This is a genomic window from Hyphomicrobium sp. MC1, from assembly GCF_000253295.1.
Taxonomy (GTDB): Bacteria; Pseudomonadota; Alphaproteobacteria; order Rhizobiales; family Hyphomicrobiaceae; genus Hyphomicrobium_B.
On sequence record NC_015717.1, the window covers coordinates 979,260 to 1,001,802 of the forward strand.

The following is a 22,543-nucleotide window of genomic DNA, read 5'->3' on the forward strand; positions in this document are numbered from 1 at the left end:
GGAAAACACAAAGAAAAGTGGTCGTAATTCAAATTAGTCGCACACACACCTCTAAACCCGATGGTAATAGATCCGGTGAGAGGCTGCTGCGGAAAGCCCAGATTGCCAGTTCGAAATACGACGGATCGGGGAGCTACCGCCGCGGAATCGGCCATATTTTCGGCTGAACGCTCCGCTATCGGCATAAGGGACAAACACTATCTCTTGGCGGACGGTACGCGGTGCGACTCGCGCAAGGGACGAGATCGATACGAAGGGGATTAGCGGAATGATGGCCACGTTTGCGCGGAGCTTGGGCCTGCGCCTTGCCGCCGTTTCGATTCTTGCCGCGACGCTCGGCGCATGTGCCAACAAAGACATGCAGCCCGACTCGCTCGCCAGCAAGTATGGCAATGCAACACCCGGTTCGCAGCGCGACTTCACCCAGAATGTCGGCGATATCGTCTACTTCTCGACCGACTCGGTCGATCTGACGCCGGAAGCGCAGCAGACGCTCGTGAAGCAATCGCAATGGCTGCAGCAGTACCCGCAGTACACGATCACGATCGAAGGTCACGCCGACGAACGCGGTACGCGCGAATACAACATCGCGCTCGGTGCGCGCCGCGCGACGGCCGTGCGCAATTTCCTTTCGCAGCATGGTATCAACGGCGCCCGCATCCGTACGATCTCGTACGGCAAGGAGCGTCCGGTTGCGGTTTGCAACGATATTTCCTGCTGGTCGCAGAACCGGCGCGCGCAGACCGTGCTCAACAGCGGCGGCGTCGTCAGCCAGCGTTAGCGCTGGGCATCAACACCGAGGCATCGGCTGGGCGTCGTTTCGCCCGCCGCCACCTGCTCGTTCCTACCGGGTCGATGCTTGAGGGGGCTTGTTCGATAGGGGTTGCCGGGTGGTTCAATTCGGCAACATGTTAACAAACCTTTAAGGCCATTTGCTATCAGCAAAGTTTGGCCCAATTAGCCTCGCATAAGGACGCCACGTTATTTTTAGTTGCGGCGCCCTTATTCAATGCGGATTTCGCGGACTTCAATTGTTGCGGCTGGCGTGATTTGTTGCGTCCTGGGCTTGATGGGCGCCTTGGCATCGCATGTCGGCGCGCAAGACAGTGATCCTGATGGCATTCGGGCAGCCGAACTTCTCGAAGATGGTCTGGATGCCTTGTCCGACCGTGCAGAGGATTCGGGCCGCCGGCTCCTTAATCGCGTTATCGACGAATATCCCGGCACGGCTGCCGCGTCGCGCGCCAAGCGAGCGCTCGCCGCGCTTGAGCGTGGCGAACTCGATCCGGAATCGCGGCAACGGCTGAAAGCCGATGAGGCCGAACGGACGTCGGAATATCGGCATGCTTTCCTGCTGGATGTTGGCGATCGCGTCTTTTTTGCTGAGAACAGTGCCGCACTTGGCGGACGCGCGCGCAGCCTTATCGAGCAGCAGGCGCGCTGGCTAAATGTGCGACCGGATCTGTCCATCATGGTCATCGGCCGGGCCGACGGCGAGGGCAACAGCAAGGCGGCCCGCGACCTGTCGCTGCAACGGGCGCAGGCAGTTCGCGATCGTCTCGTCGCGGCTGGTCTGCCGCTGAATCGCATAGAGATCAAAGCCGCCGGAGATCTGGACCAGGTCGCAATCTGCGACAACGCCCTTTGCCGGGCGCAGAATCGCAATGCCGAGGTTCTGATCAACTACTGGCACGTCTATTCCGGCTGGCAAGCCGGTGCGCAGCATCCCGGATTGGCAAATTCCACGTCCGGAACGGCAAGCCGGCAATTGCGCGATTCGGGCGATCAGATTTCTCAATAGGTTGTTGGGAAAGGTGGTTGATGGCGGACTGCGACCCGGCGTAGGTGGAGGCGCGGGAACACCTGGGGTAAGCTCCCGCAGCCGGCTGGCGGGAGAATCCTGTTCCGGCGCGTGTCGCATCAACTGATCCGAGGGGCACAGCCGGGCATGGCCAAGCTTGCGCAAATCTACAGCACTGGCATGGGCGCCTTTCAGGCCGTCGCCTTGATTGCGGTTATGGCTCTCTCGTCCGGTCCGCTTTTGTCTCGCCCGGCCATGGCGCAGGCGAACGATGCGCGCGGGACGAAGGGCGGCGCGGCGGCGAATGCTTCTCCTGACTCGGCTCTCAAAGCACGCGTCGATGCCCTGGAAGAGCAGCTTGTCGATATGCAGGTCGTCGTCGGGACTTTGGAAACACTCGCCAAGAACGGCGGCGGTGGTGGCGGGGCTGCATCGCAACCCTTCCCATCGGCCGGAAGCGGTGCTGATACCGCGCGGATCGAAAGCCTCGAAACGCAGGTCCGGGCGTTGACGGCACAGGTTCAGCAACTCACAGAACAGATTCAAGCCCAGGGCGGTGTGCAACATCGAACCGACCTTCCGGGCGGACCTGACACGGCTTCGCTCGGGAGTGGCAACGGAACGCCGCAAGCCGAGTCTGCGGCTATTCCAGGTTTCGGCTCGACGACCGTTTCGCCGGGGAATGGCGGCAACGATGCCATCGGCGGGCTTCTGAACAAGCAGGATCAGCAAGGGCAGGCGAACGGCTGGTCGTCTCCACCCGGCGCGGGCGTTGCGACGGCGGCCTTGCCGCCCGCAAGCGAAGCGTCAGGCGATCCCAAGCAGGCCTACGAGACGGCGTATGGCTATCTGCTGCAGCGCGATTACGGCTCGGCGGAAGCGTCCTTCAATGATTTTCTGAAGAAGTATCCCAACGACTCGCTCGCCGGGAACGCCCAATACTGGCTCGGCGAGACGTATTTCGTGCGCGGTCAATACAAGGCGGCAGCCGGCGCGTTTCTCAAGGGGTATCAGACTTATGGGCAAAGCGGTAAGGCGCCCGACAGTCTGTTGAAGCTCGCGATGTCGCTGGACAGGCTGGGTCAGAAAGAGGCAGCTTGCTCATCGTTCTCGGAGCTCGCCGCGAAATTTCCGACCGCCCCGCAGAGCGTCAAAGGCCGGGCGCAGAGCGAGCGTCAGCGGATCGGCTGCCAATAAATCTGTGTTCGCCGGCCTTTAGGGCGTTTGCCGGCTGAGAGTTTGCCCGTGCGTAGAGATTTGCAATCGCCGATCAGCACTGTCGAAGCGGATGCCGCGTTGGCGGTGCTCGCGCGTTTCGATCATGTCGTGCTTGCGGTGTCCGGCGGTCCGGACAGCATGGCGTTGATGGCGCTCGCGGCTGAATGGCGTGCCCGTTTCGAAGGGCTAAAGCCAAACGTCTCCGTCGCCACTGTCGATCATGGTCTGCGCGCCCGGTCGCGCCACGAAGCGGAGATGGTGGCTGTCGAGGCGCGGCGCCTCGGTTTGCCGCACGCTATTCTGAGTTGGGACGGAGAAAAGCCGACCTCGGGTCTGTCAGCCGCCGCACGGGAGGCGCGCTATCGTCTGCTCGAAGCGCATGCGAAAACGATTGCTGCGGCCAACATCGCAATCGTCACGGCGCATCATCGTGACGATCAGGCAGAGACGTTTGCGATGCGGCTTGCGCGCGGGGCGGGACTGGATGGTCTTGCCAGCATGCGTGGCGAACGGCCGTTGCGCGATGGCGCGCCGATCGTGCTGATGCGGCCGCTGTTGGCTTTTCCGAAAGCGCGGCTATTGGCGACAGTCGCTCTGCGCGGCATCACCTATGCCGAAGATCCGACGAACCGCGACCGGCGCTATGAGCGGGCGCGCGTTCGCTCGACGCTGGAGCAGATGGAAGAGGCCGGTCTGTCGTCCGAGGCCATTGCAACGTCCGCCCGGCGCCTGGGCGAAGCTCGCGAGGCGTTGGCCTACGCCGAAGCGCACTTCGTGGCCTCGCTTGATCTGTCTTACGGCAACGACGTTTTCGCGAAGCTCGATCGTCGGGCATTCGAGGCTGGCCCGGCATTCCTGCGACAGAAAGTTCTCGCGCAGCTTATCGCGCGATATGGCGGTGCAAGTCCGTCACCGCAACTTTTCGAGGTTGAGGACTTGGTGGCGCGTATGCAACGCGATGCCGCCTCAGCGGCAACACTCGGGGGGGCGGTGGTTTCGAGCGGCCCGCGCTTCGTGCGTGTCTGGCGTGAGGTTGGGCGGCTCGGACAGGCCGAGATTACGCTGTGCGTCGGTGAGGCGACCGTCTGGGATCAGCGTTTCGTCGTGCGGTTTGCGCCGGATCAGGCCGATATGGCCGATGCCGTCACGGTTAAGCCTTTGGGCGAAAAGGGCTATGCGGCCATCGTACTGCGGCTTGCGCCGACCCGGCGGCCGCCGACACGTGCGGCACAGGCGCTGCCGTCATTTTGGATCGGGGACAGCTTCCTTGCGGCCCCTTCTCTTGCCCCATTTGCGTTATTCGATGCAGCGCCGCTCGATCCCAAGGCATACGAGATCAGCCCCTGGTTGCCGCTGCCAGATCTTAAGGAATTGGCCGTACGGTCGGAGGCCAAAGGTTGGTAAATGCCCGAACTTGTGCGGCGTTACGCTGGCACCTATGTTAGGGTCTAACTTTGGGGGCAGCAGTGCCGCCGAGCACGCGCCGATTTGGTGCCGGTGGCACCATCAAGGAAAAATATGAACCCGAATTATCAGAAACTTGCGATTTGGGCGGCACTGTTCGTCCTGTTGCTTGCCCTCTACAATCTCGTCAGCAATCCGAGCACGACGCGCCGGACCAACGAAATTCAATATTCCGAATTTCTTGATGCCGTCGATAAGGGTAACGTAACCGAAGCCGTGATTGCAGGTAATCGGATCACGGGTACGAAGCGCGATGCGAGCAGCGGAGACATTTCGTTCTCGACTTACGCCCCGGAAGACCCCAACCTCGTAAAGCTTTTGCGCGAGAAGGGTGTAAAATTCAAAGCGCGACCTGCCGAGGATGAAGTGCAATCGATTACGAGCATTCTTCTGAGCTGGTTCCCGATGCTGTTGCTCATCGGCGTGTGGATCTTTTTCATGCGTCAGATGCAGTCCGGCTCCGGTCGAGCCATGGGCTTCGGCAAGTCACGCGCTAAGCTTTTGACGGAGCGCCACGGGCGCGTCACGTTCGAAGACGTGGCCGGCGTCGACGAGGCGAAGGCCGATCTTGAGGAAATCGTCGAGTTTCTGCGCGATCCGCAGAAGTTCCAGCGCCTCGGCGGACGCATTCCGCGCGGCTGTCTGCTCGTCGGTCCTCCCGGCACCGGTAAGACCCTGATCGCGCGTGCCGTCGCCGGTGAAGCCAACGTGCCGTTCTTCACGATCTCAGGCTCCGACTTCGTCGAGATGTTCGTCGGCGTCGGCGCGAGCCGCGTCCGCGATATGTTCGAGCAGGCGAAGAAGAATGCGCCGTGCATTATCTTCATCGACGAAATCGACGCCGTCGGTCGCCATCGTGGCGCCGGTCTTGGCGGCGGTAACGACGAACGCGAGCAGACGCTCAACCAGTTGCTGGTTGAGATGGACGGCTTCGAGGCCAACGAAGGCATCATCATCATCGCGGCGACGAACCGTCCCGACGTGCTCGATCCAGCTTTGCTGCGTCCGGGCCGTTTCGACCGGCAGATCGTCGTGCCGAACCCGGATGTCATGGGCCGCGAGAAGATCCTTCGCGTGCACATGAAGAAGGTGCCGCTGGCTCCTGACGTCGATCCGAAGGTGATTGCGCGCGGTACGCCCGGTTTCTCCGGCGCTGATCTCGCGAACCTCGTCAACGAGGCGGCCTTGCTTGCTGCGCGCCGTAACAAGAGGCTCGTAACGCAGGCCGAATTCGAAGATTCCAAAGACAAGGTCATGATGGGCGCCGAGCGCAAAACCATGGCCATGACCGAGGAAGAAAAGCTCGCGACCGCCTATCACGAAGCCGGTCACGCCATCGTCAACCTCGTCGTGCCAGGCAACGATCCGCTGCATAAGGTGACGATCATTCCGCGCGGCCGGGCGCTGGGCGTAACGATGAGTTTGCCGGAGCGCGATCGCCTCAGCTATTCGAAGCAGTGGTGCGAGGGCAAGATCGCGATGGCCTTCGGCGGCCGTGTCGCCGAGCAGTTGATCTATGGCCGTGAGCATTTGAACACCGGCGCGTCGAGCGACATCAGCCAAGCGACGAACATTGCCAAGAAGATGGTGACGGAGTGGGGTATGAGCGAGAAGCTCGGGCCCCTGCTCTATTCCGAGAACCAGCAGGAAGTGTTCCTCGGCCATTCGATCACGCAGCAGAAGAACATGAGCGATGAGACCGCAAAGCTCATCGACGAAGAGGTTCGCCGCATCGTGACCACGGGCCAGACCACCGCTTGGGAAGTGTTGACGAAGCACAAGGGCGAACTGGAGCTGATGGCGCAGGCGCTGATGGAATACGAGACGATCTCGGGCGATGAGTGCCAGACGATCATGCGCGGCGAGAAGATCTCTCGTCCCACGGATGATGACGGTACGAAGGGGCCTGCCGGTTCGGCTGTTCCTTCAGCCGGTCGTCAGCCGCCGCGTCCGCGCGGAGAACCGCAGGGCGGCATCGACATCGGACCTGAGCCTCAGCCGCAGTAAGTGGCGAGGTCGATGGTCGGCCAATAATTTCCAGGCGGCCGCGATTGTTTCGCGGCCGCTTTTTCATGAGTTACGCGCACGGGCAGGCACACACCGGAATGAGACGCTCAATCTATCTGCAACCCACCGCCATCTTCTGGGACCGGAGCGAGCGGCGCGCCGTCGACGAAGCCGACGTGGCCCAGTGGAAGGGTCTGCCGCTGGCAGGCGGACGCCTGTCGTTTGCTGCGCTCGACGTGCTGACGCGTAGCTCGCCTAACACCAAACGGCGAACGGTCGTGCTCGGTGATGCCTTCAGCGGCGATTGGGGGCGGGAAGCGCTGGCTGCTGCCGATATTCTGCAGGAGCTTTCGGAACCGAGGGCGCGGCTTGCCGGTATGTCGCTCGACCGGCCGCGCATCATGGGCATCGTGAATGTCACGCCCGACAGCTTTTCCGATGGCGGCGAGTTTGCTTCGACGCGCGATGCAGTCGAGCACGGTCTGCGTTTGATCGAACAGGGTGCCGACATTCTCGATATCGGCGGCGAGAGCACGCGACCGCAGGCTGACTATGTCGCTGTCGAAGAAGAGTTACGACGCGTCATTCCGGTGATCGAAGGGCTGCGGGCAAAGACCGATGCCGTCATTTCGGTCGATACGCGCAAGTCTGAGGTCATGAAGCGCGCGGCGGCGGCGGGAGCTGATATTCTGAATGACGTCTCCGCCTTCACGCACGAACCGGACGCGCTGGAGGTTGCTGCCGAGACGGGGCTGCCGGTCATCGTCATGCACGCGCAAGGTGATCCGAAGACGATGAACGACAATCCTCAGTACGACGATGTCGTGCTCGACGTGTTTGATTATCTGGAAAGCCGCGTGCAGGCGTGCATCGCGGCCGGGATTCCGAAGTCGAAAATCGTCGCCGATCCGGGCATCGGCTTCGGCAAGCATCTGCATCACAACGTGGCGGTGATGGCGGGGTTGTCGCTCTATCATGGGCTCGGCGTGCCGCTGCTTCTCGGCGCGAGCCGTAAGAAGATGATCGGTCAGCTCTGCAACGTGGATGGTGCCAAGAACCGGGTGCCGGGTTCTCTGGCCTGCGCCATCGCCGGGGTTGCGGCAGGCGTTCAGATGGTTCGCGTGCACGACGTGGCGGAAACGAAGCAGGCCGTCGAGGTCTGGCGGGCGTGCTCGGCAGGAACGGAGAAAGGACTGGACTGAACTGAACGGCGCTAAGGCCGATCTTCCCTCTCATTTTTCGAGAAGGTCCTTGCTGGAAATCCGGACTGCCGCCGCCGGCTAGAATGCCCTATCTCCGGTCTCCAGAGACGGTGTGAGAGGGCAAAGGCGATGAAATTATACGATCTCGATGTTTCCGGAAATTGCTACAAGGTCCGACTGCTTTGTTCGCTGCTCGGCGTCCCGGTCGAACTCGTTCCGGTCGACTTTATGGGCGGCGCGCATAAGCGCAGTCCAGTGATCGATCTCAATGCCTTTTGTCAGCTGCCCGTCCTAGAAGACGGCGATGTGATCCTCAGAGATAGTCAGGCGATCCTCGTTTACGTCGCTCGTAAGTGGGGCGGGGAGACTTGGCTGCCCACCGACGCGGAGTCGATGGCGCAGGTCATGCAGTGGCTCATGGTGGCGGAGAACGAAATCGCACGCGGGCCGGGTGATGCGCGCCTGCATGACAAGTTCAAAATGAATATCGACATCGCGGCGGCGCGAGGGAAGGCGGCGCGCATTTTGACGATCATGGATCGGCATTTGGAAACGCGGCAGTGGCTGGCGCTCGACCGGCCGACGATCGCCGACATCGCCTGCATGCCCTACGTCGCCCTCGGGTGGGAGGGCGGTGTGCCGCTCACACCGTATCCGGCCGTTTCCGCTTGGGTCGAGCGCATCAAGAAACTTCCTGGCTTCATCGGCATGCCGGGTCTTTGACGAAAGGTATGTGCTGTGGATCGTGTCGCGTCTGACATTGCGTTTACGCCTGCCGTGAAGGCGGAGCAGGCGCGGCACGGGTCGCGCCTGCAATACGAGCGCATGGAGCGGCTCAGGGGCTGGCCGACTACGGTGACCGACGATCTCGCGGAACGGATCGCCGAGACGCGGTCATTCTACTTGGCGACGGCGAGCGCCGACGGGCAGCCTTACGTCCAGCATCGCGGCGGCCCAGCCGGGTTTCTCAAGGTTCTCGACGAGAAGACGCTGGCGTTCGCGGATTTCGGCGGCAACAAGCAATACATCACCGTGGGCAATCTGGGTGAGAATGCGAAGGCGTTCATTTTCATCATGGACTATGTGAACCTGCGCCGCGCCAAACTCTGGGGCACCGCAAAGGTGGTCGAGGGTGACGACGCGCTGCTGTCGCAGCTCAGCGATCCGGGCTACCGCGGCAGGCCGGAGCGGGCGATCGTCTTCACACTCGAAGCGTGGGATCTGAATTGCCCGCAGCATATTCCACGCATGCTGCCGTTCGACGATGTGAAAGACGCGATCGGCCGGTTGCAGTCACGCATCGCCGATCTGGAGGCCGAAAACCAGCGCCTGCAAGACGAACTTGCCGCCGCCGCGCACTGATCAGCGCTGGCTCGCCTTCGTCAGCCGCAATATTGCGTAGAGCGCGAGAATGCCGGCGAGGAGCGCGGCGGCGAGTGCCGGCGCGCGCCAGTCTGCGCTCGCGAGGCGGGTGATCAGCAACACGCCGCAGACGCCGATCCCTGCAATCGGTAGCGCAATCGGGATTTCGAAGCGGCCGCGCGCTTCACCGGGGCGGCGCTTCAGAACGACGAGCGCCGCATTCACCGCAATGAAGATCACCAGCAGCAACAGGACCGTAGCGGCGGCGAGGTCGGCAATCTGACCGGCGACGACCAACAGCAGGAGCAGTCCGAGCAACGCCGCGATGGCGATGTGGGGTGTCCTGCGGGTCTCATGCACGCGGCCGATAAAGCTCGGCAACAGGCCTTGTCCCGACATGCCGTAGATGAGGCGCGAGGCTGTCACGTAATTTACGAGTGCGGTGTTGGCGACCGAGAAAAGCGCGATGAGCGTCATCAGTTCCGCCGGGATGCTCGGCGCACTCTTTTCGAGGACGGCCGTCAGCGGGCTTGGCGCAGCGGCGAGTTCCTGCCGCGGCACGACGGAAACGGCCGTGATCGAGACGGCGACGTAAAGCACCGCTGCGGCGAGGGTGGCCACGATCAAGCCGCGCGGGATCGTGCGCTCGGGATCTTTGCATTCTTCCGCGACGTTCACGGCATCCTCGAAGCCGATGAACGCGAAGAAGGCGAGCACGGAGGCCTGCAAGACGACGACCCCGAGGCCGAGATCGGCACGCTCGGGCGGGATTTGGAAATAGTCCACGGTGCCCCAGTACGAGAGGCCGGAGGCGATGACGAGGAGGAGGCCCGAGACTTCCATCAACGTGCAGACGACGTTCACCCACATGCTTTCGCGAATGCCGCGGAAGACGATGCCGGAAAGAATGAGAAGGAAGCCAACGGCGATGATGTTCGGCGACGAGGCTTCCCAGCCAGCCAGATCCGCGACGATGGCGGCAAAGATTTTTGATTGCGTCGCAACCGACGTCAGTCCGGAGGCAACGAGCGCCAAGCCAATGGTGAAGCTCAGAACTGGAATGCCGAAGGCGCGGTCAGTGACGTAGGCGGCGCCGCCTGCGCGCGGGTACCGTGAGCCAAGAGAGGCATAAGACAGCGACGTCAGCAGCGCCGCAACGAGCGCGGCCAGGAATGACAGCCAGACAGCGGAGCCGGCTTCGCCTGCGGCCTTGCCGATCAGGCCGTAGATGCCTGAGCCGACCATGCTGCCGAGCGCATAGAGTGCAAGCTGAGTCGGCCCGACGGAGCGGCGGAGATGAGGGGTTCCGTCGCTCACACTGTCGGTCACCAATACGCTTCTCCCGGTTTAAGGATTGCGGCCGGTCAGCTTGCGGCGGCTTTGCGATCCGCGAGCCGGCGTTCGACGCCTGCCACGATGGCCTTGCGGATATCGTCGGTTCGTTTCAGCGAGGCGTCAACCGGGACATGTTGCGCTTCGGCGAAGGCACGTAGATTTTCGGCCGACTTGATATCTTTCAGCCGCAGCATCAGGCCGTCGCGGCCATGCTTCGCCAAGGCGACAAGCGCGGAGAACAGGTACGGATTGAAGTTCTCGGCGCGGTCGTGCCGCTCCTGAACGGCGATCTCGCTTTCGATCTTTGGCGGCGAAGGAGGCGTCGCGGCAGCTTCCGGCAGGTCGGCAGGGACCTCCCACACCAACATGCGATTGACGGACTTCGTCAGCGAGGCTGCAAGTTTTTCGGCTGTTTCCGCATCGAGAGACGTTTCGCGCCGGATGTGGGCACGAAAGAAGTTGAGCATCTCATCGCCGGGCCAGAGCTGTTTGCCTTTGCTCATGATCGACGTCTTTTCGCTCTCAACGGTTAAGAAACAGCGACTGCGGCTTTCTTTTTCGCGGCGACCGTTTCGACCAGTCGCGCGATTTCCTGGTGAAGCTCTTTCACGTCACCGGCAGCATCGCCGTATTTGGCGTCGATCGGGCGGAGCTTGCCAAGATAGTCGAAAGCGTTGGCGATTCCGTTGCGCTGCGGCAGGAACGTCTCGAGCACAGGATGCACGAGGCTGATTTCTTCGATCATCATATAGTCGCGGTCGTCGTTGCGCACGTAGTTTGCGAGGCAGACGTAACGGCGGTCTTCCGGCGGCATCTCGGCGAGATCGTCGAGGTTGCGCATGTCCTCGATCAGCATGGCGACGCGGTCGACGGCAAGCTGCGAGACGTAGTCGGGGCGGAATGGCACGATCACCTTGTCAGCCGTCTTGAGCGCCGCCAGTGCCGCGAACGACAGGCCGGGCGCGCAATCGAGAATGACGACGTCATAGTCGCCTTCGAAGCGGCGGATGAGGCTTTCCATGCGGCCGCGTACACGGTTGGCGACGACCTCGGGCACGTTGCTCTGGTTCGCCTGCTTCAGGTACAGCTCGCCCTGGATATCCTCAAGCAGAAGAGATCCCGGCACGAGCGAGATCGGCGCGGGCTTGCCGTTTGCCGCAGAGACGTCCCCGACGTTCTTGGCGACATAGTCGCGCGCATTTGCCGGGATGCCGTCGAAAAGATCGTAGAAATAATCGGCGATCGTCTTGCCGGCCTTGCGGGATTCGTTCCAGCCCTGGCCGCCCATCAGGATCAGTGAGGCGTTGCACTGGGAGTCGAGGTCGATCAGAAGGACGCGCTTGTTGCCATAGACCGCCAGGCCGTGCGCGAGCATCACCGAAACCGTGGATTTGCCGACGCCGCCCTTTCGGTTCGCGACCGCAAGAAAGACTGCCATAATTGAGTTACCTCTCAGATCGCGCACGCCAATTCAGCCCTCTGAGGCGCGCGATTCATCAATAGCCGAGCTATGGGCCGATTCCATGTCGCTTCGCCACCCCGCGCGAGGACGCTCAGTAGGTGCGGCTTTATTAGCGCTGTTTTCAACCCTCAGTGGAATTCCGTGCAAAATTTTGTTTCATTCAACCGTGGGGATGGAATGCGGAACCGCTCTCGGGCATCTATGATGGCGAGGGGTGAGGGGGAAGCAGGTCGTCTCGGTGCGACACGCGTTTCTCCGCCAATTCCGGATTGTTTCGCCGGGGCCGAAAAGGCCGGCTGCAGGCGTTCCGGCTCTACGGGAGGATAGCATGGCACGGCGGTATTTCGGGACAGACGGCATTCGCGGTCTCGCCAATCGTCACCCGATGACGTCGGAACTGGCGTTGAAGGTCGGCATGGCGGCCGGAACCGTTTTCCGGTCCGGTACGCATCGCCATCGCGTCGTCATCGGCAAGGACACGCGGCTCTCGGGCTATATGCTCGAAGCGGCACTGATGTCAGGCTTCACCGCTGTAGGCATGGATGTGTTTCTGCTTGGGCCCATGCCGACGCCCGCGGTCGCCATGCTGACGCGGTCGTTGCGCGCCGATCTCGGCGTGATGCTGTCGGCATCGCATAACCCATCGCACGATAACGGCATCAAGCTGTTCGACCCTGACGGCTACAAGCTCTCCGACGACATGGAACAGCAGATCGAGGATCTGATCGACGCGGACAGCCGGACGCTGCTTGTCGATGCCGATCGGATCGGGCGGGCAACGCGAGTCGAGAGCGCGCAGGAGCGTTACATTGAATTCGCCAAGCGGACGATGCCGAAGCAGCTCCGCCTCGCGGGGCTCCGGATCGTCATCGATTGCGCCAACGGCGCTGCCTACAAGGTCGCGCCGGAAGCGTTGTGGGAGCTTGGTGCGGAAGTCATCAAGATTGGCGTCGAGCCGAACGGTCTCAACATCAATTTGAATTGCGGTTCGACGTCACCGCAGGCGCTGGTCGACAAGGTCAAGGAGTTGCGCGCCGACATTGGCATCGCGCTCGACGGCGACGCCGACCGCGTCGTGATCGTCGACGAGAAGGGCGATATCGTCGATGGCGATCAACTGATGGCAGTGATCGCCGAAAGCTGGCATCGCACGGGCAAGCTTTCCGGCGGCGGCATCGTCGCGACGGTGATGAGCAATCTCGGGTTAGAGCGTTATCTGCGCTCCATCGGACTGTCGCTGGCGCGCACGCCGGTCGGCGACCGTTACGTGACTGAGCACATGCGCAAACATGGCTTTAATATCGGCGGTGAGCAGTCCGGCCATATCGTGCTGTCGGACTTCACCACAACAGGCGATGGGCTCGTTGCGGCGTTGCAAATTCTCGCCTGCGTCGTGGCGACCGGAAAGACAGTATCGGAAGTCTGCAATCGCTTTCGCCCGTTGCCGCAGATTTTGCAGAACGTGCGTTACTCAAACGGCCAACCGCTCGAAGACACGCGCGTGGTCAAGGCGATCGAAGGCGCGAAAGCAAAGCTTGGCGAGAACGGGCGCCTCGTTATCCGGCCATCGGGCACGGAGCCTGTCATTCGCGTGATGGCGGAAGGCGACGACGAGAAAATCGTTTCCAGCATCGTCGGCGACATTGTCGATGCCGTGAAGTCGGCAGCGGCCGCGGCTTAGTTTCGACGTTTGCGTGTCATGCTCGGTTCGTCCGAGCATGGCAGGATTAGGTCGGCTTCGCGCCATACCTTGTTCGCAAGACCGCGTGGGCATTTACCTTTCATTAAGGCCATCGCCGCCGCTGAGGCGTGCCACAATTCGACGGCAATTAAGGCTCCCTTAAGCACTCTCGGCAATATTCGGGTTCGATTTTAAATCCCGGTTCGGCGAATCGCGCGGACCGGTTCCTAGGGAACCCGTATGTTTTTTGCGCGCACAGTTCCGTTTGTCAGCGCTGCGCTTCTGTTCGGAGGCGCCGTTGGTGCGTCTGCGGCCGATCTCGGGATGCCCGATCTCGACACTGCGCCGACAATGGCGCCGATGCCTCAGCAGTTCACGTGGAAATGGTACTTGCGCGCTGATGGGGGGTACACGTGGTATCCGACGCCGGGCATGTCGTTCAGCGATTTCGACACGCACTACACGAAGTCTGAAGGCGCATGGACCGTCGGCGGCGGTATCGGCCAGTATTACGCCTGGGGCTTCCGCGGCGACATCACCGTCGATCATATGTTCGACGCCAAGAACGAAACCAATTTCGATTTTGGGTCTTCGCAACTCGATTTCAACAGCACGGTCGTGCTTGCGAACCTCTATTATGAATTCAATCGCGGCGGGCGCTTCGTTCCTTATATCGGCGGCGGCATCGGCTGGGCGCATAACGAAACGAATTCGGGAACGGTGACGACGGCGGCGGGCACATCGTCATACGGCGGACAATCGACCGATAACTTTGCGGCCGCAGCGATGGCCGGCATCTCGTGGCGCCTGTGGGGCGGCCGGACGATGTACGTTTCGGGCAGCACGAAAGATGCCGATCCCGTCGAGGTCAATACGGGGCACGCGGTCTATCTCGATTTCGGATACCGCTTTCTCTACCTCGGCGACGCCAAGACCTTGGCATTCGATGCCGACGGCACGACGGCGGCCGAGAAGCTCAAAGAAATCACCGCGCATCAGTTTCGTATCGGTGTGCGCTACGACCTGAATTAGGGGGGCGGACGCGTTTTGTCCGCTAAGTAAATGAGTAGGCAGGCGCGGGGGGCTGCGTCTGCTTGGAATGCCAACAGGTGCGGTTTATACTGCGGTGTTTCGCGTACGTGTGTCCACGTTGTTGCGTCGTGCGCTTCCCTTTAAGGGAAGCGCACAGGACACCGTCCGAAGACCGTTTTTCCCTCCCTTGGCTTTGTTAGCGCAAGCGTAGCGTCGAGCAGAGTCTCAAGTGGCGTGCGTTTTGTCTTGAGCGCCGACTTCAAAGGGTGGGGCGATGAAATCTACCATTGCGTGGATTGCGACGATATTTGTGATGGCTTCCGGTGCGGCGCCTGTGATGGCAGCCGATTGGGGAGGCGTCAAAGACATGGGCGGCGGCGTGCCGATCCCGGTGCCTGCTCCTGCGCCGGTCCCGACATATGATGCGGACAGCGATTGGTATATCGGGCTCTCGCTGGGCGGGAATCTGCTGACGGATGCGACAATACGGGATTCCGATCCCAACATGCCTGTCAAGGACGGCAATGATATTGCAGCGTCCCCGACATTTGGACTGACTTTTGGGCGCTACATCACACCGTCGCTACGTTGGGAAATTGCAGTCGATTATACCCCCAATACCAACTTGATCGACGGGCAGGTTAAGTATCGAACGTATGGTGAGCCTGGCACGGCTATCGAGACACAACAGTACGGTGTATTTCGCAACGACACTGTGAAGCTTTCGCGAACGACAGCGCTTTTTAATCTGCTTTACGATATTCCGACCGGAACGCGCTTTACGCCTTATCTCGGCGGCGGCTTCGGATTGACGTGGCGGCGTTTAGAGCGCAGCTACACGGAGAATGCCAGCTGTGATGATACCTTCGATTTTCCCGGTATAAGCTGCAACGGGGCGGGGCCGAGTAATTCGAGTACGTCCGGCTCGAGTTCCAAGAACCAAATCAATTTTGCCGCAGCGGTTCAGGCCGGCGTTTCGACAGACCTCACGGACTCGATCGTTTGGGACAACGGTTGGCAGATGCTTTGGGAGAGTGGAGGCATCTCAATTGATGGCAATTCGATTTCCGGCAACAATCGCCTGACCTTCAAAGATTCCATCCTGCAGCAATTCCGCTCGGGCATCCGCATCAAGTTCGACTAGAAAGCGTGCACCCTTGTGTTGCTTTGGTGCCGAAAGGCGGTCGTTCGCGACCGCCTTTTTCTTTGGGGGGAGGCCATGCTAAGAGGCCCCCATGCCGAAGCTTTTGAAGCCCAAAACCAGTCCTGAAAGGCCGTTCTTTTCGTCCGGGCCCTGCGCCAAGCGGCCGGGGTGGCGACCGGATGTGCTCTGCAATGCGCTGGTCGGACGTTCGCATCGCTCAATGGATGGGCGGGAGCGATTGAAGCTTGCCGTCACGCGCACGCATGAGCTTCTGCGATTGCCGCCCGGTTATGAAGTCGCCATCGTTCCGGGGTCAGACACCGGCGCGTTCGAAATGGCGATGTGGAATTTGCTTGGGCAACGTGGCGTCGATGTTCTTGCCTGGGACGTGTTCGGCCGTAACTGGCTGCGGGACGCAACATCTGAACTAAAGCTTGCCGATCTCAGAACGTTCGAAGCCGAACCGGGGTATCTGCCTGATCTTGGTCAGGTGGATTTCTCGCGCGACGTTCTTTTTACCTGGAACGGTACGACGACAGGCGTGCGTGTCCCGGATGCGAATTGGATCGCATCTGATCGCGACGGACTCGTTATTTGCGACGCTACGTCGGCGTTGCTCGCGGAAGAGATCGACTTTCAAAAAATCGATGTGCTGACGTATTCCTGGCAGAAGGTGCTCGGCGGCGAGGGCGCGCACGGCATGCTGATCCTGTCGCCGCGCGCGCTCGAACGGCTGGAAACGCATCGGCCGCCTTGGCCGGTGCCGAAGCTTTTCCGACTATGGAATGCCGACGGCGTCCTGCGCGACGTGTTCGAAGGCGTGACGCTCAATACGCCGTCGATGCTATGCGTCGAGGACTATCTCGATGCACTCGCCTGGGCCACGGGGATTGGCGGTCTAGAAGCGACGATCGCGCGTGCCGACGCGAACGCAGCGCTGCTTTACGATTGGATCGAGCGGACGGATTGGATTGCGCCTCTGGCCGTCGATCCGCAGACGCGGTCGCACACGTCAGTCGCGATGCGCTTTGCCGAGCCACAGCTTGTTGCCGCCTCGGAAAGCGTGCGCGCCGATGTCATGCGCACGATGGTGCAGTTACTCGAAGCCGAAGCGGCGGCGTTCGATATCGCAGCTTATCGTGGAATGCCCCCCGGCCTGCGGATCTGGTGCGGCGCGACGGTCGAGACGCAAGACATCGCCGCGCTTCTGCCCTGGCTCGATTGGGCCTATGCGGAGGCCCGTGCCGTGATTGCGGCCTGAAAATGAGCCGATCCTGCTCGCAAACTGGTTAAAACCGGTCGTGTCAATGCCTTTTTCTCACGCATACCATCGGTCATAATCGCCCGGGCTCGCCAGCGCGCTATGGTGCGCTCTTCCCCACGTGTCAGAAACGATCAACGAGAGGTCTCAACGCGATGCGCATTGTCTTAGCGGCTGTTTGGGCGGCTGTCTGGTTTTCCGCCTTGTCCGCACCGGCATTTGCGGCTCAGGTTCCGGCAACGTCGGCCGTCGATGCGGTGACTGTGTTCCTGTCGGGGGCAGAAGTGACGCGACTGGCAAAAGCGCATCTCGACAAAGGCGAGCATACGATTGTTGTCGGCGACCTGCCAGCAAGCGCTATTCCGGGCTCGATCCGCGTCGAAGGGCGGGCCTCCGGCAAGCTCGATATCGGTTCTGTCGATACGGCGCAGAAAATGCTGCAGCGTGCTGAAAGCGAAGCGGCGGACGCGCAGCGTAAAATTCTCGAAGACAAGATACAGACGCTGAAAGATCAACGGAAGACCATCGAGGCGCAGGCGCTGGCGGCAAAGACGCAGCAGAAGCTGATCGCCAACCTGGCGCAATTGCCGACGCGACCCGCTCCGCAGGGCCAACCTGCGACGTCGCTCGATGACTGGACAAAGGTTCTTGCGCTCATCGCGCAGGGGACGACCGATGCGGGCAAGCTCGCTCTCGACGCCGAACAGAAGACGCGCGACATCGATCGGCAAATCGCCGACGCCAAGGCGCAGATGTCGTCGCTCGCGCCGGCGCGTACGCAGCAAACGGAAGTGCGCATTCATGTGATCGCACAGAGCCCGCTCGATGTCGATTTGAGCATTCACTATCAGGTGCCGGATGCACATTGGACGCCGCTTTATGATGCGCGCCTTTCGACGGGGACCAAAACCGAGCCGCCGAAGCTTTCGATCGACCGGCGGGCTGCCATTTCGCAGGTGACAGGCGAGGACTGGAACGGCGTTTCCATGGAACTTTCGACGGCGCGTCCGTCGGATGGATCGGCGGCGCCGGATATTGAGACGCAGTTCGTCGATTTCGAGCCGGAGCCAAAGCCTGTAGCGGCAATGCCGGCTCCGCCACCCGCTCCGACGCTGATGGCGCGTCGTAAGATGGATGCCGAGCTTGACGCCACACTCGGTGCGGGTGCGGAGGCCAACGCACCCGTCGCGGCAGAAGAAGCCGTTGCACAGCTCAAAAGTGCGCCGTTCGACGCGACGTTTGGGGTCCCCGGACGGGTGACCGTGGCGGCGAACGGCGAGCCCAAGCGCGTCTTGATCGCGTCCGAAAGCAGCGAGCCGACGCTCGGCTGCCGCTCAGTGCCGAAGGTTGATACCAACGCCTACCTCTACGCCCGGATCAATGTGGCCAAGGGGAGCCCCATGCTGCCGGGCACCGTCTATCTTTTCCGGGATGGTACGTTTGTTGGAACCGGAAATTTACCACTTTTGCGCCCAGGAGAAGACCACGATATCGGTTTCGGCGTTGACGATCAGGTGAAAGTCAAGCATGCGGTGCTGGAAGATAAGCGCGGCGAGACCGGGCTGATTTCGACGTCGCATGTCGATAGCCGGAATTTCCAGGTCAACGTCAAGAACATGCATGAGCGGCCGATCGACGTAACGATTCTCGATCGCGTTCCGGTCTCGCAGAACGACGACATCAAGGTCGAGATGACGGGCAAGGCGTCGCCCACTACGACCAACGTCGATGACAAGCGCGGCGTCATCGCCTTCCAGGCGAAGCTGGAGCCGGATGAGGAGAAAATCCTTGAGTACGGCTATCGGGTTTCGTGGCCTGCGTCGAAGTCGATCGTTTACGGGCCTTGAGGCGGGCGCTTCAAGTCCCGGGTTTTAACAAGCGGGTGTGCCGCGTGGCCCTGGCTCAAGCCGGGGCCAAATCATGAGAAGACTGAGAAGGTTTAAGACTAATGGCGAATGTCGTCGTGATCGGAGCCCAGTGGGGCGACGAGGGCAAAGGCAAGATCGTGGACTGGCTCTCGGAGCGCGCCGACGTCGTCGTGCGTTTTCAAGGTGGGCATAACGCTGGGCACACGCTGGTGATCGGCGACAAGACGTTCAAGCTGTCGCTACTGCCGTCGGGCGTGGTGCGGCCGGACAAGATGTCGGTGATCGGCAACGGCGTCGTCATTGATCCATGGGCGCTCGTGAGCGAGATCGAGCGGCTAAGGGAGCAGGGGATTTCGATCACGCCGGATAATCTGCGCATCGCCGAGAACGCGGCGCTGATTCTGCCGCTGCATCGCGAGCTCGACGTCGTGCGCGAAGCCGCAGCTGGCACGGAGAAGATCGGTACGACGGGCCGGGGTATCGGTCCGGCCTATGAAGATAAAGTCGGCCGCCGGGCTATCCGATTCCAGGATTTGGCGACGCCCGAGACGCTGGGGCCGAAGGTCGATCGTTTGCTGGCGCATCACAATGCGTTGCGGCGCGGGCTTGGTCAGGAAGAGATTTCGAAGGCGAAGCTGATCGATGATCTCGTCACGATCGCGCCGAAGGTTCTGCCTTACTCGGACGTGACCTGGGAATTCCTCGACAATGCATGGCGGCAGGGAAAGCGCATTCTGTTCGAGGGTGCGCAGGGCGCTCTGCTCGATGTCGATCATGGCACGTATCCGTTCGTTACCTCGTCGAACACCGTTGCAGCGCAGGCTGCGACCGGCTCCGGTATCGGTCCGCGCCACGTCGGTTACGTGCTGGGGATCGCGAAGGCCTATACGACGCGCGTTGGCTCGGGTCCGTTTCCATCGGAGCTGACGGACGCCATCGGCGAGAAGATCGGCGAGCGCGGCCGCGAGTTCGGAACGGTGACGGGACGCAAGCGCCGCTGCGGCTGGTTCGACAGCGTCCTCGTCCGGCAGGTGGCCAAGGTGTCCGGCATCGACGGCATTGCGCTGACGAAGCTCGATGTGCTCGACGGTTTCGACACGATCCGCATTTGCGTCGGTTACAAGCTTCGTGGTGAGCGCCTCGACCGGCTACCTGCAAGCGCCACGGCACAGGCCGAGATCGAACCGATCTATGAAGAGTTCGAGGGCTGGTCGGAATCGACCTACGGTGCGCGGCGCTGGGCGGATCTGCCGGCGCAGGCAGTGAAATACGTTCGCCGCGTCGAAGAGCTGATCGAATGTCCGGTCACGCTACTCTCGACGAGCCCCGAACGCGACGACACGATCCTGATGAAGGACCCATTTATCTGATCTGACGAGTTTCGGCGCGAGGGGGAGCGAAGCAGATGTTTTTCGTCGCGTCGAAAGTCATTTTCTTCTGCATTCAGCCTTCGAACCTGGTGTTCTTTGCACTGCTCGGTGGCACGCTGCTTCTCGGCTGGTGTCCGAAGTGGGGGCGGCGGCTGCTCTATGCCGGTCTCGCCGGTATCGTGCTGTTCGGCTATCTGCCGGGCGGGAACATTCTGGTCCTGCCGCTCGAAGAGCGCTTTGCCTCGCGCGTTCCGGCTGTGCCGCACGAGAAGATCAGCGGCATCATTCTGCTCGGTGGCTTCGAGGATATTTCCATCACGCGGGCGCGCGGCGGATTGGCGCTCAACGAAGCCGCGGAGCGTTTGACCGAGACGCTTCGGCTCGCTCATGAACTGCCCGAGGCCAAGGTCGTTTTCACCGGCGGTAGCGGGGCGCTGTTCGGCGACAGCGGCATCGCGGATGCGGTGAAGCAGTTCTTCATCGACGCGGGAATCGCGCCCGACCGCATCATCATCGAAAACGACTCGCGCAATACCTATCAGAACGCCGTCTTCACGAAGGCGCTGCTGAGGCCCGTTCAGCAAGATCGCTGGCTGCTCGTGACGTCGGCCTATCACATGCCCCGTTCGACAGGCGTGTTTCGTAAGGTCGGCTTCGACGTTGTGCCGTATCCTGTCGATTTCCGCACGCGCGACTGGGACGATGCGTTCCGTCCGTTCGACAGCTTCGCGGCGGGATTGCAGCGCACAGATCTGGCCGTCAAGGAATGGATTGGGCTCGTCGCCTATTGGATCACAGGGCGAAGCTCGGCGATTTTTCCCGGCCCTTGAACCGCCCTCCGCGCAGTCGTGCTGGCGCCGTTCGCCTGACGAGTGCGGCGCACACGGACGATCCCGTGCGCTTTCGGTATTTTCGGCTGGAACAATCACGCCGCGAGCACTGTTGAAACCTCGAATCTTGGCGAGGAGACGTGTGCAGTGCACGAGATCATCTATCTGATCGGACTAATCGTGGTCATTTCGTTTCTTCTGAGCCTTCTGGGTTTTAGATGATCGAAGGAGATGCGCAGATGGCCGATGTCATCGAAATCGAGGCGACGACTCCAGCTGAATCCTTCCTGAGCTGGCGAGGTATTCTCGCCGGGGCGGCAGCAGGTTCAGCGTTTTCTCTGGTACTTATTTCCCTTGGACTTGCGGGGGGCTTGTCGCTGCTGTCGCCGTGGCCGGGTCAGTCGCACACGGGATTGGCGGCAAGCGTAGCGGCAGCTTGGAGTTTGATCGCGACGATCGCTTCGTTCCTGATTGCCGGATTTGTTGCGGCGCGCGTGCGGCCGCGTGTTGCAGATGTGCCCGCGGACGAAGTCGAATTTCGCGACGGCGTGCAAGGGTTTGTCGCGTGGGCAGTGTGCGTGTTGTTTGCGGGACTGATCGCAGTCGGCGCGAGCGGTCTTGCTCTGCACGCGACGTCGGCCGTCGCCAAATTCTCGGACCGAACATCGTCAAGCCCGCTGGCGGCAATCGTGTCGACGCTGGCGGCGCCACCCGAAGGCAAGCCGGTGACGGCGGCGGTGCCACTGTTCACGGCCGATGAAACGCGCACCCTCGAAGGCGTTTTTCTGAAATCGGTCGGTAGTGGCGGAATGGCGCCGAAGGATAAATCGTTCGTGGCAAACATCGTCGCGGCAAGAGCCGGTATTCCGCTGAGCGATGCCGAGACGCGAGTTGATGTGGCTTATGCGGATGCAGTCGCAGCTCTCGACAAAGCGAAGAAGGCCACCGAGCTGTCCGGGCTGCTGACAGGTATCGGTCTACTGATCGGCCTCGCGGCCGCTTGGTATGGCGGCGTCCGCGGCGGCAAGAGCCGTGACGAGAACATGCCCGGCCGCCTGAGGTTCGGCGGCTGGTGAGGTGAGGACCGGCCGATTATTGGCCCAGGATGATGCGCGGCTTACGGCGCGGTTTCGGCAGCGTCGGCAAGGGCGGTCCGAACAGCGGCTGAACAAGATTATAGTTGGGACCGGCCGCACCGCCGCTGTTGCTTCCGTTCCAGCCAGAATCCGGCCCGAGCATAGTGTCGGGCGGGAGGGTTGGGCCTAAGCGATCGACGGGCGCCACCGGAACGTCTCCGGCTGGGCCGCGGGGTCCCGAACCTGAGCGGGGTTCCGCGCTGGCCGCACCAACCGACAGGGCCAGCAAGGCCGCGGCGGCACTGGTGATGGCGAGGGGTCTCATCTGGCTGTCCTCTGCGAGAGCGTGGCACATCCGGCCAAAGATCAATCCTAGATTAATCTCTGGCGCCGGAGACGGAAAGACCGTCCGACCGTATCCTCTCGGCTG

At 61.5% G+C, this 22,543-nt stretch carries 20 protein-coding genes; 16 read left to right on the plus strand and 4 right to left on the minus strand.

The features are described 5' to 3' along the window. The first annotated feature begins 268 nt into the window (after window positions 1–268). The 8 genes from pal to HYPMC_RS04720 all read left to right on the plus strand — a co-directional run bounded on the left by pal (window position 269) and on the right by HYPMC_RS04720 (window position 9,054). Complete coding sequence (pal, locus tag HYPMC_RS04685) at window positions 269–781, plus strand: peptidoglycan-associated lipoprotein Pal (RefSeq protein WP_013946655.1); 513 nt, start codon at window positions 269–271, stop codon at window positions 779–781. A gap of 288 nt (window positions 782–1,069) precedes the next feature. Continuing rightward, window positions 1,070–1,801 carry an OmpA family protein gene (locus HYPMC_RS04690; protein ID WP_371199590.1) on the plus strand — a complete coding sequence of 244 codons (732 nt, stop codon included), beginning with the start codon at window positions 1,070–1,072 and terminating at the stop codon, window positions 1,799–1,801. A 147-nt stretch (window positions 1,802–1,948) separates the two neighbouring features. After that, window positions 1,949–2,998, plus strand: coding sequence for a tol-pal system protein YbgF (gene ybgF, locus HYPMC_RS04695; RefSeq protein ID WP_013946657.1), 1,050 nt, complete (start codon window positions 1,949–1,951; stop codon window positions 2,996–2,998). A 48-nt stretch (window positions 2,999–3,046) separates the two neighbouring features. Further along, on the plus strand, window positions 3,047–4,423 hold the full coding sequence (tilS, locus tag HYPMC_RS04700; protein ID WP_013946658.1) for a tRNA lysidine(34) synthetase TilS: 1,377 nt from the start codon (window positions 3,047–3,049) through the stop codon (window positions 4,421–4,423). A 114-nt stretch (window positions 4,424–4,537) separates the two neighbouring features. Continuing rightward, window positions 4,538–6,490 carry an ATP-dependent zinc metalloprotease FtsH gene (gene ftsH, locus HYPMC_RS04705; protein WP_013946659.1) on the plus strand — a complete coding sequence of 651 codons (1,953 nt, stop codon included), beginning with the start codon at window positions 4,538–4,540 and terminating at the stop codon, window positions 6,488–6,490. Window positions 6,491–6,588: 98 nt separating this feature from the next. Beyond that, complete coding sequence (folP, locus tag HYPMC_RS04710; protein ID WP_024275513.1) at window positions 6,589–7,692, plus strand: dihydropteroate synthase; 1,104 nt, start codon at window positions 6,589–6,591, stop codon at window positions 7,690–7,692. 129 nt (window positions 7,693–7,821) lie between these two features. Then, window positions 7,822–8,415, plus strand: coding sequence for a glutathione S-transferase family protein (locus HYPMC_RS04715; protein WP_013946661.1), 594 nt, complete (start codon window positions 7,822–7,824; stop codon window positions 8,413–8,415). A 15-nt stretch (window positions 8,416–8,430) separates the two neighbouring features. Then, window positions 8,431–9,054 (plus strand): pyridoxamine 5'-phosphate oxidase family protein, encoded by a 624-nt coding sequence (locus HYPMC_RS04720; protein WP_013946662.1) that lies wholly within the window; start codon window positions 8,431–8,433, stop codon window positions 9,052–9,054. Here HYPMC_RS04720 and HYPMC_RS04725 read toward each other — a convergent pair whose 3' ends face one another. From HYPMC_RS04725 to HYPMC_RS04735, 3 genes are read right to left on the minus strand one after another with little or no spacing between them, the layout of a single operon-like run. After that, on the minus strand, window positions 9,055–10,383 hold the full coding sequence (locus tag HYPMC_RS04725) for an APC family permease (protein ID WP_041300716.1): 1,329 nt from the start codon (window positions 10,381–10,383) through the stop codon (window positions 9,055–9,057). A gap of 35 nt (window positions 10,384–10,418) precedes the next feature. Continuing rightward, window positions 10,419–10,892 (minus strand): hypothetical protein, encoded by a 474-nt coding sequence (locus HYPMC_RS04730; RefSeq protein ID WP_013946664.1) that lies wholly within the window; start codon window positions 10,890–10,892, stop codon window positions 10,419–10,421. 26 nt (window positions 10,893–10,918) lie between these two features. Next, a complete protein-coding gene (locus tag HYPMC_RS04735) occupies window positions 10,919–11,827 on the minus strand; it encodes a ParA family protein (RefSeq protein ID WP_013946665.1) in 909 nt (302 codons plus the stop codon). 352 nt (window positions 11,828–12,179) lie between these two features. Between HYPMC_RS04735 and glmM the strand changes: the two genes are divergently transcribed. From glmM to HYPMC_RS04780, 8 genes are all read left to right on the plus strand, one after another. Continuing rightward, entirely contained in the window at window positions 12,180–13,532 is a 1,353-nt protein-coding gene (gene glmM / locus HYPMC_RS04740; RefSeq protein ID WP_013946666.1) for a phosphoglucosamine mutase, read from the plus strand. 240 nt (window positions 13,533–13,772) lie between these two features. After that, window positions 13,773–14,564, plus strand: coding sequence for an outer membrane protein (locus HYPMC_RS04745; protein WP_013946667.1), 792 nt, complete (start codon window positions 13,773–13,775; stop codon window positions 14,562–14,564). Between the two features lie 274 nt (window positions 14,565–14,838). Beyond that, window positions 14,839–15,708 carry an outer membrane beta-barrel protein gene (locus HYPMC_RS04750; RefSeq protein ID WP_013946668.1) on the plus strand — a complete coding sequence of 290 codons (870 nt, stop codon included), beginning with the start codon at window positions 14,839–14,841 and terminating at the stop codon, window positions 15,706–15,708. Window positions 15,709–15,799: 91 nt separating this feature from the next. Further along, window positions 15,800–16,969, plus strand: coding sequence for a phosphoserine transaminase (locus HYPMC_RS04755; RefSeq protein WP_013946670.1), 1,170 nt, complete (start codon window positions 15,800–15,802; stop codon window positions 16,967–16,969). A 155-nt stretch (window positions 16,970–17,124) separates the two neighbouring features. Further along, complete coding sequence (locus HYPMC_RS04760) at window positions 17,125–18,816, plus strand: mucoidy inhibitor MuiA family protein (protein ID WP_013946671.1); 1,692 nt, start codon at window positions 17,125–17,127, stop codon at window positions 18,814–18,816. A 101-nt stretch (window positions 18,817–18,917) separates the two neighbouring features. Continuing rightward, window positions 18,918–20,207, plus strand: a complete 1,290-nt coding sequence (locus HYPMC_RS04765) for an adenylosuccinate synthase (RefSeq protein ID WP_013946672.1) — start codon at window positions 18,918–18,920, stop codon at window positions 20,205–20,207. 35 nt (window positions 20,208–20,242) lie between these two features. Next, window positions 20,243–21,037, plus strand: coding sequence for a YdcF family protein (locus HYPMC_RS04770; RefSeq protein ID WP_013946673.1), 795 nt, complete (start codon window positions 20,243–20,245; stop codon window positions 21,035–21,037). A 239-nt stretch (window positions 21,038–21,276) separates the two neighbouring features. Continuing rightward, window positions 21,277–22,113 (plus strand): hypothetical protein, encoded by an 837-nt coding sequence (locus HYPMC_RS04780; protein ID WP_157135398.1) that lies wholly within the window; start codon window positions 21,277–21,279, stop codon window positions 22,111–22,113. Window positions 22,114–22,129: 16 nt separating this feature from the next. On the opposite strand, the gene HYPMC_RS24115 is transcribed toward HYPMC_RS04780, so the two are convergent. Beyond that, window positions 22,130–22,438 carry a hypothetical protein gene (locus HYPMC_RS24115; protein WP_013946676.1) on the minus strand — a complete coding sequence of 103 codons (309 nt, stop codon included), beginning with the start codon at window positions 22,436–22,438 and terminating at the stop codon, window positions 22,130–22,132. Window positions 22,439–22,543: the final 105 nt, after the last annotated feature.

Bases quoted from the DNA above. Each gene is read 5' to 3' on its own strand.
- HYPMC_RS04690 (WP_371199590.1), top strand. From the start codon at position 1,070: ATGGGCGCCTTGGCATCGCATGTCGGCGCGCAAGACAGTGATCCTGAT.
- HYPMC_RS04745 (WP_013946667.1), top strand. From the start codon at position 13,773: ATGTTTTTTGCGCGCACAGTTCCGTTTGTCAGCGCTGCGCTTCTGTTC.
- ftsH (WP_013946659.1), top strand. From the start codon at position 4,538: ATGAACCCGAATTATCAGAAACTTGCGATTTGGGCGGCACTGTTCGTC.
- HYPMC_RS04755 (WP_013946670.1), top strand. From the start codon at position 15,800: ATGCCGAAGCTTTTGAAGCCCAAAACCAGTCCTGAAAGGCCGTTCTTT.
- ybgF (WP_013946657.1), top strand. From the start codon at position 1,949: ATGGCCAAGCTTGCGCAAATCTACAGCACTGGCATGGGCGCCTTTCAG.
- pal (WP_013946655.1), top strand. From the start codon at position 269: ATGATGGCCACGTTTGCGCGGAGCTTGGGCCTGCGCCTTGCCGCCGTT.
- HYPMC_RS04730 (WP_013946664.1), bottom strand. From the start codon at position 10,892: ATGAGCAAAGGCAAACAGCTCTGGCCCGGCGATGAGATGCTCAACTTC.
- HYPMC_RS04750 (WP_013946668.1), top strand. From the start codon at position 14,839: ATGAAATCTACCATTGCGTGGATTGCGACGATATTTGTGATGGCTTCC.
- HYPMC_RS24115 (WP_013946676.1), bottom strand. From the start codon at position 22,438: ATGAGACCCCTCGCCATCACCAGTGCCGCCGCGGCCTTGCTGGCCCTG.
- HYPMC_RS04770 (WP_013946673.1), top strand. From the start codon at position 20,243: ATGTTTTTCGTCGCGTCGAAAGTCATTTTCTTCTGCATTCAGCCTTCG.
- HYPMC_RS04780 (WP_157135398.1), top strand. From the start codon at position 21,277: ATGGCCGATGTCATCGAAATCGAGGCGACGACTCCAGCTGAATCCTTC.
- HYPMC_RS04765 (WP_013946672.1), top strand. From the start codon at position 18,918: ATGGCGAATGTCGTCGTGATCGGAGCCCAGTGGGGCGACGAGGGCAAA.
- glmM (WP_013946666.1), top strand. From the start codon at position 12,180: ATGGCACGGCGGTATTTCGGGACAGACGGCATTCGCGGTCTCGCCAAT.
- folP (WP_024275513.1), top strand. From the start codon at position 6,589: ATGAGACGCTCAATCTATCTGCAACCCACCGCCATCTTCTGGGACCGG.
- HYPMC_RS04735 (WP_013946665.1), bottom strand. From the start codon at position 11,827: ATGGCAGTCTTTCTTGCGGTCGCGAACCGAAAGGGCGGCGTCGGCAAA.
- HYPMC_RS04760 (WP_013946671.1), top strand. From the start codon at position 17,125: ATGCGCATTGTCTTAGCGGCTGTTTGGGCGGCTGTCTGGTTTTCCGCC.
- HYPMC_RS04715 (WP_013946661.1), top strand. From the start codon at position 7,822: ATGAAATTATACGATCTCGATGTTTCCGGAAATTGCTACAAGGTCCGA.